Genomic DNA, 13,676 nt, shown 5'->3' with positions numbered 1-13,676 from the left:
CCGCCGGTCGCCCGGCGGGGTTTCGTATTCGACGCGCGGCTTAAGCCTTAGGCGGCTTTGAGCATCGCTTCCAAGCGCTGCACGGCCGTCTCTTCCGAGATCTTCTCGACGGCGGCGAATTCGCGCACCAGACGATCGAGGGCCGCCTGGTACATCTGGCGTTCCGAGAACGACTGGTCGGGCTGGCCGGCGTTGCGGAACAGGTCGCGCACGACCTCCGCGATCGCCTTGGGATCGCCCGAATTGATCTTGGCTTCGTATTCCTGGGCGCGGCGGCTCCACATCGTGCGGCGCACGCGCGCGCGCGCCTTCAACGTGGCGAGCGCGTTGGTCATTTCCTTCTTGGTGCACAGGCGGCGCAGGCCCGACGTCTTGGCCTTCATCGTCGGCACGCGCAGCGTCATCCGGTCCTTGTCGAACTGGATCACGAACAGGCGTAGCTTGTGGCCCGCGATTTCCTGCGTTTCCAGGCCGGTGATCTTGCCCACGCCATGCGTCGGGTAGACCACGTGATCGCCAACCGCGAAGCCCAGATCGTCCGTCTCGCGTACCACTTTTTTCGCAACCGTCATGTGAGCCGAAACTCCTTCCAAGCACCCATTCATTGACCCCCCGACGCGCTGCCCCCGGCTCGCTGGGGACAGAAAACCCGACACCCGGGAATGCCTATTTCCAAGGCATTCCAAGCTGTTGAGGCTCTGTCGCCTGAATTTCAGGCGACGCCGCGATATGTGACGGGCTTAAAGCCCGAAACGCCCCTTCCGGGGCCAGGGGTGCTGCAAAAATGCCGCAGCCCGATGGGAAAGAAGCTATCACAAAAATGGTGAAAAATCACGCCCGACACCCGCGTTTTTCGCAAGGGACGGCTATGCGAAGACGGATTCTTCGCTTGACTCTCGGTGTGTGTGGTAAAATTTTACCGTTTAACCGCCGGGCTTTTCGCTAAAATACTTTTCGAATTTGCCTTCTTCGGACCGGACATCGTCGGCCCCCGGCAAGGCGTCCTTCTTGCGGGTGATGTTCGGCCATTTCTCGGCATATTCGGTGTTCAGCGCCAGCCATTTGGACGCGCGCGGATCGGTATCCGGCACGATCGCTTCGGGCGGGCATTCCGGCTCGCAGACGCCGCAATCGATGCACTCGTCGGGCTTGATGACGAGCATGTTCTCGCCTTCATAGAAGCAATCGACGGGGCACACTTCAACGCAGTCGGTGTACTTGCACTTGATGCAGGTATCGGTGACGACATAGGTCATCGCAATCGCTCTCTTCGAACCGGACGAGGCGTCGGGTTAGCACGCACCCCGGCGGCGGGCAACCCCACTCGAACTCGGGTCAATTTGAAGGGAATAGATCGGTGTAGAGCAGCGCCGCCTCTTCCGCCCCGCCGCGCCGTTCGCCCAGCGCCTCGACCCGCACGGTACGCAGCTTCGATCCCTGGCTGAAGGTCAATACGTCGCCCACCTTCAGCGGATGGCCTTTGTCCAGGCGATGGCCGTGGCCGCGCACGCGGCCCTTCTCGCAGGCTTCCTGCGCGAGCGCGCGCGTGCGGAAAAATCGCGCGTGCCACAGCCAGATATCCAGGCGAATCCGGGGCGTCGTCGCGGTCACGGGCCCCACTTCATGGATCGACCAATTTCCCCAAAGCGGCGAAAGGCGAATCCGTGTCGATCGTCTTTTCGGGCCGCGCTTTACGCGGCCGCTTGGCGACGAACTTGACCGCGTCGCCGTCGCGCACCGCGCGATAGCCGAGTGCGGCGACCACCGCCGGCAGGGCGACGGCATCGCAATCGACCAGCTTCGCCAAGGCCGGGTCGAGCGCGAAGGCCCCGCGTTTGGAAAGGGCGGCCAGCACTTGCGACATTTTGTCCAAGCGGTCGGCGCGCACGCAAAGCGGTCCGGCGGGGAAATAGAGACACGCGGCCATCGCTTCGTCCGACGCCGCCGCGCGCGGAAGGCTCGCCCGCCCGCCTTGCGTGAGCGGCACGGGCTGGCCGCGCCAGACCGACCACAGCAAGGCGCGCAACTTGGTGCCCGCCTGATCCTTCAACGCGGGCACATAGGCGCCGAAGCTCGCGAATTTCACGCCTTCGCGCACCAGCGAACCCAGCGCCGCCTTGTCCAACGCCGTTTCGCCCGCGACCGCACCCAGAGCCGCGACCAGTTGGAACGCAAGGCCGCGCGCCGCCCCGGTCAACGCCGCATCACGCAAGCGGAACAAGGGGGCGGCATGAGCGCGCAAATGATCGGCGAGGAATTTCGCCAAGCGGCGCTGGACGAGCTGTCGTTGCGCGGGCTCCAACAGATCGGCGCGCGCCAACACGATCTCCGGCTCCAGCGCCGTCGGGCCGGGGGCAAGACGCGCGACCAACTGCCCGCGCCAGAGGATGCGCGCCTGTTGATCGAGCGCGAATTGCGCATCGGCGTCGTCGGCGAACATCGCCACGCGCGCGGCGGCGTCGCGGCGCAAGGCGCGATTGGCGGCGGCGCGCACCTTTTCCGCCCCGCCCGCAAGGCTGGGATCGGGGATGAACTCGAAGCCGCGCAACTGCCCCGCATGCACGCCTTCGACCGCCACCTCGCCCGCCGCCGACACGCTGGCGAGAAGCTCGTCGCCGTCTTCCAGCTTGCGCACCAGCACGGCGTTGCGCCGGTCGACGAAGCGCTGCGTCAAACGCTCGTGCAGCGCATCGGACAGCCGGTCTTCGACTTCGCGCGCGCGATCCTGGAACGTCGCGGCATCGGCCAGCCAATCTTCGCGATGTGACACATAGGTCCAAATGCGGATGCCCGCGATGCGCTCCAGCAGCTTCTCGATATCGCCTTGGGCGTCGTCCAGATCGGCGATGCGCTTGGCGACCCAATCGGGCGGCAAACGGCCGGGCTTCTCCGCCAGATGCCCGAAGATGCGCGCTTGCAGCCGCGTATGCGCATCCGACATCGCCTTGCGGAAATCGGGAATACGCGCGACGTCCCACAGCAGTGCCACGCGGCCTTGCGCTTTCGCGATAACCTCCGGGTCGCGTGCCAAGGCTTGCAGCGCCTTGGTGTCGTCGGATTCGCGCACCCGGATGAGTTCGGCGCGCGAACTGCGCGCATCGAGTGTCGCCAGCAGCCCGTCCAGGCTGCGGAAATCGAGATTGGCATTGCGCCAATAGGCGTGTTCCAGTCGCGGATAGGTGTGATCCTCGATCGCACGGATCGTGTCAGGATCGAGCGCACCCATATCCGCCGTCGTGCCGAACGTGCCATCGTTCATATGCCGGCCCGCACGCCCCGCGATCTGGCCCAGCTCCGGATCCGTCAGGCGGCGCATATGCCGCCCGTCGAATTTCGCCAGCTGCGCGAAGGCCACATGGTCGATATCCATGTTGAGGCCCATGCCGATCGCATCGGTCGCGACGAGGTAATCGACGTCGCCCGATTGATAGAGCGCCACCTGCGCGTTGCGCGTGCGGGGACTTAGGCCGCCGAAGACCAGCGCGCAGCCGCCGCGCTGGCGGCGCACGAGTTCGGCGATCGAATAGACTTCGGCCGCCGAGAACGCGACCACGGCCGAACGACGCGGCAGGCGCGTGATCTTGCGCGGCCCCGTATAGGTCAACGTCGAAAAGCGCGGCCGTTCGATGAATTCGGCTTCCGGCACCAGCGACCGGATCAGGCGCTTGGCGGACGACGCCCCCATGAACATCGTCTCATCGCGCCCGCGCGCGTGCAGCAGCCGGTCGGTGAACACATGGCCGCGCTCGCGGTCGGCCATCATCTGGATTTCGTCGACCGCCAGGAACGACACGTCGCGGTCCATCGGCATCGCCTCGACGGTGCAGACGAACCAGCGCGCGTAAGGCGGGACGATCCGTTCCTCGCCCGTCACCAAGGCGACCGCGTTCTTGCCCTTGGCGGCGACGATGCGCTCGTAATTCTCGCGCGCCAGCAGGCGCAGCGGAAAGCCGATCATGCCCGACGAATGGCCAAGCATTCTTGTTACGGCAAGGTGTGTCTTGCCGGTATTGGTGGGCCCGAGAACCGCGGTGATCTTGGGACTCGCCATAGGGTGAGTTTGGGCGGGCGAGGCCCCCGGTTCAAGCGGTCTTGAGGGGCCCCGAATTGGCGCCTATATACGGCCGCAAATCCGGGGACGAACCATGAGCCAGACCGCCGAAACCCACGAATTCCAAGCCGAAGTCAGCCGCCTGCTGGAGATCGTCGCGCATTCGCTCTATTCCGAGCGCAAGGTTTTCCTGCGCGAGCTGATTTCCAACGCCTCCGACGCCTGCGACAAGCTGCGTTTCCTGGCGACGCAAGACGAGAAACTCGCCGAGGGCGGGACGGATTTCGCCATCGAATTGAAGGCTGACAAGGATGCCGGCACGCTGACCATCGCCGATAACGGGATCGGGATGGATCGCGACGATCTGATTTCGCATCTGGGCACGATCGCGCGTTCGGGCACGGCCGCCTTCATGAAGGCGCTGGACGAATCCAAGCGCAAAGACGTCGGCGCGATCGGCCAGTTCGGCGTCGGCTTCTATTCGGCCTTCATGGTCGCCGACAAAGTCGGCGTCACCACCCGCAAGGCGGGGGCCGCCGAAGCCTGGCATTGGGAATCCGACGGCAAGAGCGGCTATACGGTCGTGCCCGCCGCGCGCGACGCGCGGGGCACGGAAATCGTGCTGCATCTCAAAGACGACGCGAAGGAATTCCTCGACGCCGATACGCTCGAGGATATCGTCAAGCGCTACTCCGACCATATCGCGATTCCGATCAAGCTGGGCGAGCGCACGCTGAACCGCGCTTCGGCGCCGTGGACGCGCGCGAAGAGCGACGTGACGCTCGAGCAGCACAAGGAATTCTATCGCCACATCGCGCACGCCTTCGACGAACCCTGGGTGACGATGCATTGGCGTGCGGAAGGCAAAATCGAATATTCGGCGCTGCTTTACGTGCCCGAAACGCGCACGTCCGATCTGTTCCATCCCGACCGCAAGCACGGCGTGAAGCTTTACGTGCGCCGCGTGTTCGTCAACGAAGCGCCCGAAGGCCTGCTGCCGCGTTACTTGCGCTTCCTGCGCGGCGTGGTGGATTCGGAAGATCTGCCGCTGAACGTCAGCCGCGAGATGTTGCAGAACAACCCGGTGCTGACCCTCATCCGCCAGGGTGTGACGACGCGCGTGCTGTCCGAGCTTGAAAAGAAAGCCAAGGACGCGGCCGATTACGCCAAGTTCTGGGAGAGCTTCGGCGAAGCGCTGAAGGAAGGCATTTTCGAGGATAAGGACAACGGCACGCGCGTGCTGGGCTTGGCGCGCTTCCGCTCGACCTTGCACCAAGACGGCTGGGTGTCGCTGGCCGATTACGTGTCGCGCATGAAGCCGGGCCAGGAAGCGATCCACTACATCGCCGGCGACGACCCCAAGCTAGTCGCCAAATCGCCACATCTGGAAGGCTTCGTGAAGCGCGGCGTGGAAGTGCTGCTGCTGTCCGATCCGGTCGACGAGTTCTGGATCGCGCAGACCGACGAATTCGAAGGCAAGAAGTTCAAATCGGTCACGCGCGGCGGTGCGGATCTCGACAAGATCGCGCCCGAGGCCGACAAGAAGGACGAGGCCAAGACGGAAGAAACGCCGAGCGACGCGGCCGCGTTGATCGCGTTGTTCCGCTTGGCGCTGGGCGAACAGGTGAAAGACGTGCGCGCGTCGCAACGTTTGGCCGAGAGTGCCGTCTGCCTCGTCGCCGACGACAGCGATATCGACATCCATCTGGAACGGATGCTGCGCCAGCATAAGCAGCTCGGCTTTTCCGCCAAGCGCATCCTGGAGATCAATCCCGCGCATCCGACGATCAAGTCGCTGGTCGCGGCCCTGACCAAGGCCGAGGGCGATACGGCGGTGCAAGCGCGCTTGGGCGAAGCGGCGAGGCTGCTTTACGACCAAGCGCGGATCGTCGAAGGCGACAAGCTGGAAGATCCCGCCGCCTTCGCCAAGCGCCTATCGCAAGCTTTGGCCGACGGCTTCATCTGATGGCGGCGCGCGCGCGGCCCTCGCCCTTCGCCGCGTCGCTGCCAGCCCGTGCCGACGCGAAAGCGATGGATGCGGCGGATCCGCTGGCGCTCGCGCGCAATCTGTTCAGCCTGCCGCCGGGGGCGATCTATCTCGACGGCAATTCGCTGGGGGCCTTGCCGCGCGCCACGCCCGCGCGCTTGCAACAGGTCGTGCGCGACGAATGGGGCGGCGACCTGATCGCGTCGTGGAACAAGCATGGCTGGATCGATCTGGCGCGCCGCGTGGGCGACAAGATCGCCAAGCTCATCGGCGCCGAAGCGAATACCGTGAGCGTTGGCGACTCCACCTCGATCGCGTTGTTCAAAGTTTTAGCCGACGCACTGGCGCAAAACCCCGGCCGCAAGACGATCCTGTCGGAACGCGGCAATTTCCCGACCGATCTTTATATGGCCGAAGGGCTCGCCGCGCTGCTGGGCCAAGGCCATCGCTTGGAACTGGTCGATCGCGTCGAGAATATCGGCGACGATGTCGCCGTCGTGATGTTGACCCATGTCGATTATCGAACGGGGGCGATGCACGACATGGCGTCGATCACCGCCAAGGCGCAAGCGGCGGGCGCGCTTGCGATATGGGATCTCGCGCATTCGGCGGGCGCCCTGCCCGTCGATCTTGCCGGCGCCAAAGCCGATTACGCGGTCGGCTGCGGCTACAAATATTTGAACGGCGGGCCGGGCGCGCCCGCGTTCCTGTATGTCGCCAAGCGCCATCACGAGACTTTCCGCCAGCCGCTGCAAGGCTGGCTGGGGCACGCCGCCCCCTTCGCGTTCGAGCCGGCCTATCGCCCCGCCGCCGGCATCGCGGGGGCGACCACCGGCACGCCGCCGATTCTGTCGCTGGCCGCGTTGGAAGTCGGTGTGGATACGCTGCTGCGTTTTCCGATGGCGGAACTGCGCGCGAAGTCGCAAGCGCTGACCGAGATTTTCCGCACGCTGGTGCAATCGCGCGCAAGCGAGCTCGGCCTCGAAGGCGTTTCGCCCGCCGATCCGGAAGCGCGCGGCAGCCAAATCTCGTTCCGCCACGAACATGCCTACGCGATCGTGCAGGCCTTGATCGCGCAGGGCGTGACCGGCGATTTCCGCGCGCCCGATATATTGCGCTTCGGCTTCGCGCCGCTTTACCTGCGTTACGTCGATGCGTGGGACGCGGCGGCGTATCTGGTCGATACGATCGAGAGCCGGGCCTTCGACGACGAAAAATTCCGCCGCCGCCAAGCGGTTACGTGACGGCCGGGATTAATCGTCCGCCTGCGCCGTTCTCGGGGCATGAAAGCCAAATCCATCCCCTTGGCGCTGGCCCTGGGCGTGCTTTGCGCCGTCCCGGCCTTCGCGCAGTCGTCCTCGCCCGCCCCCGTCCCGCCGCAAGCCGATAGCCCCGAGGCGATCGCCCGTGACGGGATCGCCAAGCTGCTGCAGGCGTTGAAACTGTTCGTCGACAACCTGCCGCAATACGCGGCACCGGAGATCGACGCGCAGGGCAATATCGTGATCCGACGCTTGAACCCGCCGACCGCGCGGCGCGATACGCCGCCGCCGCGCGACGACGATTCGCTGCCGCTCTAAAACAAAAACCCCGGCGCTTGCGCGCCGGGGTTTCCATTCGCCGTATTCGGCCTTCCGGCTTACGCGGCCTTGAGCAGCCCGCGCAGCACGTAGGGCAGAATGCCGCCGTGACGGTAGTACTCGACCTCGTCGAGCGTATCGATGCGGCAGAGCAGATCCACCGTATCGACCGCACCCGAGGCGCGCTTGATGGTCAGCTTCACCGTCTGGCGCGGCTTGATGCCGTCGCCGATGCCGGTGAAGTCGCACACTTCCGTGCCGTCGAGCTTCAACGTCTGGCGCGTGACGCCGTCGGGGAACTGCAACGGCAGCACGCCCATGCCGACGAGGTTCGAGCGGTGGATACGCTCGAAGCTTTCGGCGACGACCGCCTTCACGCCCAGCAGAATCGTGCCCTTCGCCGCCCAGTCGCGCGACGAGCCGGTGCCGTATTCCTTGCCCGCGAAGATGCAAAGCGGCGTGCCGCGCGCCTTGTACTTCATCGCCGCGTCGTAGATCGACATCGTCTCGCCTTCCGGCTGAAGCTTGGCCATGCCGCCGGTCGTGCCGGGGGCCGCCTCGTTCTTCAGACGGATATTCGCGAAGGTGCCGCGCATCATGATTTCATGATTGCCGCGGCGCGCGCCGAAGGAGTTGAAGTCCACCGGACGAACCTGACGCTCGGTCAGGTATTCACCCGCCGGGCCGTCCTTCTTGATGTTGCCGGCCGGGCTGATGTGGTCGGTCGTGATCGAATCGCCCAGCAACGCCAGCGGACGCGCGCCCACGATGTTCGAGAAACCGCCCGCTTCGCGCGGCAGGTTTTCGAAATACGGCGCGAGCTTCACATAGGTGGAACCTTCGTCCCACTTATACGTCATGCCCGTGCCGCCGCCCATCTTCTGCCACATCGCGTCGCCCTTGAAGACGTTGGCGTAGCGATTGCGGAACATCTCGGCGGTCAGGTTCTTGCGGATCGTGTCCGTGATTTCCTGGTTCGACGGCCAAATGTCCTTGAGATAGACCGGGCCGTCCTTGCCCATGCCCAGCGGCTCGGTCGTGATGTCCTTCAACATCGAACCGGCCAAGGCATAGGCGACCACCAGCGGCGGCGAGGCGAGATAGTTCGCCTTCACCTGCGGATGGACGCGGCCTTCGAAGTTACGGTTGCCCGACAGCACCGAGGTGACCGTGAGGTCGCCCTTGTCGATCGCTTCGGCGACCGGGTCCGGCAGCGGACCCGAATTGCCGATGCAGGTCGTGCAGCCATAACCGGTCAGGTTGAAGCCCAGCGCGTCGAGATGCTGCATCAAGCCGGCGGCGACCATGTAGTCGGTCACAACCTGCGAGCCGGGCGCGAAGGACGTCTTCACCCAGGGCTTGGCCTTCAGGCCCTTGGCCACCGCGTTGCGCGCCACGAGGCCCGCGGCGATCAGCACCGCCGGGTTCGACGTGTTCGTGCACGAGGTGATCGCGGCGATGACGACGTCGCCGTTCTTCAGCGTGTAGCCGCCCGACGCCGCGACCGGAACGCCGTCCTTGGCGTTCTTGGGACCGAGCAATTCGGGCAGAACCTTCTCGAAGCCTTGCTTGGCGGACGACAGCGCCACCTTGTCCTGCGGACGCTTCGGACCGGCGAGCGACGGTTCGACCGTGCCCATATCGAGTTCCAGCGTGTCGGTGAACACGGGGTCGGGCGAATTGGCGTCGCGCCACATGCCCTGCGCCTTCGCGTAGGCTTCGACCAGCTTCACGCGCGACGGATCGCGGCCCGTGAAGTTGAGGAACGAGATCGTTTCCGCGTCGATCGGGAAGAAGCCGCAGGTGGCGCCGTATTCGGGCGCCATGTTGGCGATCGTCGCGCGGTCGGCGAGCGACAACGCGTCGAGGCCGGGGCCGTAGAATTCGACGAACTTGTTGACCACGCCCTTCTTGCGCAGCATCTGCGTGACGGTCAACACGAGGTCGGTCGCCGTCATGCCTTCCTTCAGCTTGCCGGTGAGCTTGAAGCCGACGACTTCGGGGATCAGCATCGACACGGGCTGACCCAGCATCGCGGCTTCCGCCTCGATGCCGCCCACGCCCCAGCCCAGCACCGCCATGCCGTTCACCATCGTGGTGTGGCTGTCGGTGCCGACCAGCGTGTCGGGATAGGCGTAGGTCGTGCCGTCGCTATCCTGCGTCCACACGGTCTGCGCCAGGTATTCGAGATTGACCTGGTGGCAGATGCCCGTGCCGGGCGGGACGACGCGGAAATTCGAGAACGCCGACTGGCCCCAGCGCAGGAAGGCGTAACGCTCGCCGTTGCGCTCGTATTCGATATCGACGTTCTTCTTGAACGAGTCCGGACCGCCGAAATGGTCGATCATCACCGAGTGATCGATGACCAGATCGACCGGCGACAGCGGGTTGATCTTGCGCGCGTCGCCGCCCATCGACACCATCGCGTCGCGCATGGCGGCGAGATCGACGACGGCGGGAACGCCGGTGAAGTCCTGCATCAGCACGCGCGCGGGGCGATACGCGATTTCGCGCGTCGACTTCTTGTCCTTCGCCCAAGCGGACATCGCCTTGACGTCGTCGACCGAAACGGTGCGGCCGTCTTCCCAGCGCAGCAGGTTTTCGAGCAGAACCTTCAGCGAGTTCGGCAAGCGCTCGATGCCGGTGATCCCCGCGGCCGCGGCCGCTTCAAGGCTGTAATAGGTGTAGGTCTTGCCATCGACCGAAAGCGTGCGGCGGGTTTTGAGCGTATCGGTGCCGAATGCGGACATCGAGCCTTACTCCTCGGTATTGGGCGGCCGTTGCGGCCCTCCCGGGACGGCGCTGAAGTAGCACGAAACCTTTAATAAGTCGAAAGCCATGCCGCATGCGGGGGTTTGCGCGGGCGCGTCAACAGCCTGTTAACCCTCGCCGGGGCAAGTTTCGGGGTCGGCCGCCCCTCCATCGGGTCCGGTCCCGGGGGGTCCCTTACGTGGTCGAATCAGCCGCCAAGACCGATATAGGGACTGAATCCCGCGTATCGCCCCGCGCGTTGGATGTCATCCGGCTGCGTTGGGTCCTGCTGGCGCTGGTGCTTTTGCTGGGGGTGGCGATCGGCTTCGTCTATGTGACGGCCGCGCGATCGGCCAACGAGCGCACGGTCGAAACCACCGCCCGCCAAGCCGCCGCCTTGGCCCGCACGCTGGAAGCCCATGCCGCGCGCAGCTTCGGTGCGGCCGATACGGCCCTGTCCGCGATGACCGAAGCGCTGGAAGGGCGCGGCGCCTTCGCGGGCGTCGATCTTCAGGCGATGATCGCCGACCGTCATAATTTCGTGCCCGGCATCCATTCGATTTTCTGGATCGACGCGGACGGCCAAGTGCGGCTCGATTCCACCGCCGTCGATGTGGCGCCGCGCGACGTTTCCAACGCGTCCTATTTCGCGGCGCATCGCGATCGTTCCGGATTGGGGCTTTATCTTTCGCCGCCGATGGCCGATCCCGACACCGGCGCGCCGGTGCTGGTCATGTCGCGCCGGCTGGAGGATGCGCAAGGCAATTTCGCCGGCGTGATCGCGGCCGCCCTCGACGCCGAATATTTCCGCGCCTACTACGCCACGCTGGATGTCGGCGTCGGGGGCGCCATCGCATTGTGGAGCGGCGACGGCATGCTGCTGATCCGCGAGCCGCACAACCCGGCGATGATCGGCCGCGTTTTCGCCGGCCAGCCTTTGCATCGCGGCCTGATGACGGGCTTGCGCGAACAAACGCATCGCGTGGTGTCGCCGCTGGACGGCGTCGCCCGGCTGCAATCCTGGCGTCGCGTCGCGGATCTGCCGTTCGTCGTTTCGGTCGCCTACGCCGAGGAATATTACATGGCGCCGATGCGCGCCGCCTTGCGCACCCAGCTGATCGCGGTCGGCGCGGGCGCGGCGATCACGCTGGCGCTGGCCTTCCTCGTCTGGTTCCAGCTGGGCCGCCACGCGCGGCTGGATGCCGAGCGGCGGGCGGGCATCGAACGCCTCGCCCAATCGCGCCGCCAATTGCGCACGGTCGTCGACACCGTGCCCGCGATCATCAACGCCAAGGATCGCGACGGCCGCTACACGTTGATGAACGCCTATCAGGCGGCGGTGTTCGGCGTGCATCCGCGCGCCACGATCGGCAAGCGCTTGTCGGACTTCGTCGCCCAGCCTTTGGCGGGCGAGGTCGAAAAGCTGGAACGCGAATTGGTCGAAACAGGCCGCGCGATCCGCGACCATGCCGAGAATTTCCCCGACGCGTCGGGGCGGATGCGGCATTTCTTGACCAACAAGATTCCGATTTTCGGCGGCGACGGCAAAGTCACGCAATTCGTGTCGGTCGCGACCGACGTGACCGCGATCCGCGAAATGGAAGCGGCGACGCGTGCCGCCGAAGCGCGCATGCGCGCGGCGATCGAATCGATTCCCGAGGGCTTCGCGATCTACGACGAAAACGACCGACTGATCGTCGCCAACCGGCCTTATGTCGAGATGTTCGCGGGCGAGACCGATCCGGTGCGCATCCAGGGCCGGACCTTCGAGGAACTCGTGCGCATGTCGCTCGCGCGCGGCGAGCCGCCGGAGCCCGGCTTCACGGCCGAAGCCTGGGTCGCCGAGCGCGTGCGCCGCCATCGCGACGGCGGCACCGGCACGCGCCTGTTGCGCATCGCCGATGGACGCACGATTTCGGTCGCCGAGCGCCACGTGCCGGGCGTGGGCATCGTCGGCATCCGCACGGACGTATCGCAATTGGTGGAAACCGAAGCCGCCTTGCGCAACGCGCGCGACGCGGCCGAAGCGGCCAACCGCGCCAAGTCGCAGTTCCTGGCGAATATGAGCCACGAATTGCGCACGCCGCTCAACGCCATCATCGGCTTCGCCGAAATGATCGAGAAGGAGATTTTCGGCAAGGTCGGCAGCCGGCGCTATATCGAATACGCCAGCGACATCGCGGCATCGGGACGGCATTTGGTCGAGCTGATCGGCGACGTGCTCGACATGTCGAAGATCGAAGCGGGGCGCTACGCGCTGGAGGAGGAGCCAATCGAGCTGGGCCCGACGATCGACGCCGCGATCGCCATCGCGCGCGGCCAAGCGCATCACGCGGGCGTGCGCGTGCAGGCGGCGGGCGACAAGCTGCGCCTGCGCGCCGACGGGCGCGCGTTGCGCCAAGTGCTGCTCAATCTCCTATCGAACGCGATCAAGTTCACGCCCAAAGGCGGGCGCGTGGACGTCGCCTGGCGTATGGCCGAGACGGGCGTGGAAATCGACGTCGCCGATACCGGTATCGGCATCGCGCAAGACGAGTTGCCGCATGTGATCGAGCCGTTCCGCCAAGCCCACGGCGTGGGACGGAGCTTCGGCGGCACGGGGCTGGGCCTTGCCATCACCAAGCGTCTGGTCGAACTGCATGGCGGGCGGCTGGAAATCGAAAGCGAAACCGGCAAGGGCACGCGCGTGCGCTTCGTGCTGCCCGCCGACCGCGTGCTGCGCGACGCGGCTTAATCCAGCTTCGGCCCCGTCCAGGCGGCGCGCGCCAGCGATTCGTGCAGATCGACATGGCCCGACGCCACGCGCGCCAGCGCCGACAACACGCCCAATTGTTCCGCCGTGAAGGTTCGGGGTTTGACGTCGAACACGCAAAACGCGCCGAGCACGAAACCGTCCGCCGTGGACAACGGCGCCCCCGCATAGGCGCGCACGAACGGCGCGCCGAGCACGGCCGGATGTTCGGCCACCAGCGGATGGATGCTGGCGTCCTCGATCACCACGGGTTTGCGGTCGCGCACGACGTATTGGCAGAAGGATTCGGCGCGGGTGGTTTCGCGGTTCGCCGGGCCGGCGACGGATTTGAGGTTTTGCCGGTTCGCCGAGATCAACGAGATCGCGGCCGCCGGCACGTCGAAATAGGTTTTCGCCCAGGCGGTCAGCCGGTCGAGGGCGGGCTCGTCGGGCTTGTCGAGCAGATTGCTCGCGGCCAGTGCATGCAGGCGCACATGTTCGAGCGCCACATCGGGCGTGAGCGGCGCCACTTCGCGGGTATCGAGCAAGCGTTCGGAAACGTCTTTGTCCATGAGT

At 65.5% G+C, this 13,676-nt stretch carries 10 protein-coding genes; 4 read left to right on the top strand and 6 right to left on the bottom strand.

Features of this window, described 5'->3' with window-relative positions:
• Window positions 1-47 precede the first annotated feature (47 nt).
• From J0H39_03375 to J0H39_03360, 4 genes are all read right to left on the bottom strand, one after another.
• On the bottom strand, window positions 48-572 hold the full coding sequence (locus tag J0H39_03375; protein MBN9495774.1) for a CarD family transcriptional regulator: 525 nt from the start codon (window positions 570-572) through the stop codon (window positions 48-50).
• 351 nt (window positions 573-923) lie between these two features.
• Complete coding sequence (locus J0H39_03370; protein MBN9495773.1) at window positions 924-1,256, bottom strand: ferredoxin family protein; 333 nt, start codon at window positions 1,254-1,256, stop codon at window positions 924-926.
• 79 nt (window positions 1,257-1,335) lie between these two features.
• Window positions 1,336-1,611 carry an RNA-binding S4 domain-containing protein gene (locus J0H39_03365; GenBank protein ID MBN9495772.1) on the bottom strand — a complete coding sequence of 92 codons (276 nt, stop codon included), beginning with the start codon at window positions 1,609-1,611 and terminating at the stop codon, window positions 1,336-1,338.
• A gap of 10 nt (window positions 1,612-1,621) precedes the next feature.
• A complete protein-coding gene (locus J0H39_03360; GenBank protein MBN9495771.1) occupies window positions 1,622-4,051 on the bottom strand; it encodes a disulfide oxidoreductase in 2,430 nt (809 codons plus the stop codon).
• A 94-nt stretch (window positions 4,052-4,145) separates the two neighbouring features.
• Between J0H39_03360 and htpG the strand changes: the two genes are divergently transcribed.
• Genes htpG through J0H39_03345 form a run of 3 tightly spaced genes read left to right on the top strand, consistent with a single transcriptional unit; the run spans window position 4,146 to window position 7,618 of the window.
• Window positions 4,146-6,017, top strand: a complete 1,872-nt coding sequence (gene htpG / locus J0H39_03355) for a molecular chaperone HtpG (GenBank protein MBN9495770.1) — start codon at window positions 4,146-4,148, stop codon at window positions 6,015-6,017.
• Window positions 6,017-7,282, top strand: a complete 1,266-nt coding sequence (gene kynU, locus J0H39_03350) for a kynureninase (protein MBN9495769.1) — start codon at window positions 6,017-6,019, stop codon at window positions 7,280-7,282. The genes htpG and kynU overlap by 1 nt, the downstream gene beginning before the upstream one ends.
• A 39-nt stretch (window positions 7,283-7,321) precedes the next feature.
• Complete coding sequence (locus tag J0H39_03345; protein MBN9495768.1) at window positions 7,322-7,618, top strand: hypothetical protein; 297 nt, start codon at window positions 7,322-7,324, stop codon at window positions 7,616-7,618.
• Between the two features lie 59 nt (window positions 7,619-7,677).
• On the opposite strand, the gene acnA is transcribed toward J0H39_03345, so the two are convergent.
• Window positions 7,678-10,368, bottom strand: a complete 2,691-nt coding sequence (gene acnA, locus J0H39_03340) for an aconitate hydratase AcnA (protein MBN9495767.1) — start codon at window positions 10,366-10,368, stop codon at window positions 7,678-7,680.
• A gap of 200 nt (window positions 10,369-10,568) precedes the next feature.
• On the opposite strand from acnA, the gene J0H39_03335 reads away from it, so the two are divergent.
• Window positions 10,569-13,103, top strand: coding sequence for a PAS domain-containing protein (locus J0H39_03335; protein MBN9495766.1), 2,535 nt, complete (start codon window positions 10,569-10,571; stop codon window positions 13,101-13,103).
• Here the strand turns inward: J0H39_03335 and J0H39_03330 are convergent.
• Window positions 13,100-13,672: a GAF domain-containing protein gene (locus tag J0H39_03330; GenBank protein MBN9495765.1), complete on the bottom strand. Its 573-nt coding sequence runs from the start codon at window positions 13,670-13,672 to the stop codon at window positions 13,100-13,102. The two genes, J0H39_03335 and J0H39_03330, sit on opposite strands and share 4 nt — an antisense overlap.
• Window positions 13,673-13,676: the final 4 nt, after the last annotated feature.

This window comes from Alphaproteobacteria bacterium, assembly GCA_017308135.1.
Classification (GTDB): domain Bacteria; phylum Pseudomonadota; class Alphaproteobacteria; order CACIAM-22H2; family CACIAM-22H2; genus Tagaea.
Note: the sequence above shows the minus strand (reverse complement) of the source record. Positions and strands in the feature narration are given on the sequence as shown.

Excerpts from the sequence above, each read along its gene's own strand:
- J0H39_03375 (MBN9495774.1), bottom strand. The coding sequence starts at position 572 with ATGACGGTTGCGAAAAAAGTGGTACGCGAGACGGACGATCTGGGCTTC.
- J0H39_03370 (MBN9495773.1), bottom strand. The coding sequence starts at position 1,256 with ATGACCTATGTCGTCACCGATACCTGCATCAAGTGCAAGTACACCGAC.
- J0H39_03360 (MBN9495771.1), bottom strand. The coding sequence starts at position 4,051 with ATGGCGAGTCCCAAGATCACCGCGGTTCTCGGGCCCACCAATACCGGC.
- htpG (MBN9495770.1), top strand. The coding sequence starts at position 4,146 with ATGAGCCAGACCGCCGAAACCCACGAATTCCAAGCCGAAGTCAGCCGC.
- kynU (MBN9495769.1), top strand. The coding sequence starts at position 6,017 with ATGGCGGCGCGCGCGCGGCCCTCGCCCTTCGCCGCGTCGCTGCCAGCC.
- J0H39_03345 (MBN9495768.1), top strand. The coding sequence starts at position 7,322 with ATGAAAGCCAAATCCATCCCCTTGGCGCTGGCCCTGGGCGTGCTTTGC.
- acnA (MBN9495767.1), bottom strand. The coding sequence starts at position 10,368 with ATGTCCGCATTCGGCACCGATACGCTCAAAACCCGCCGCACGCTTTCG.
- J0H39_03330 (MBN9495765.1), bottom strand. The coding sequence starts at position 13,672 with ATGGACAAAGACGTTTCCGAACGCTTGCTCGATACCCGCGAAGTGGCG.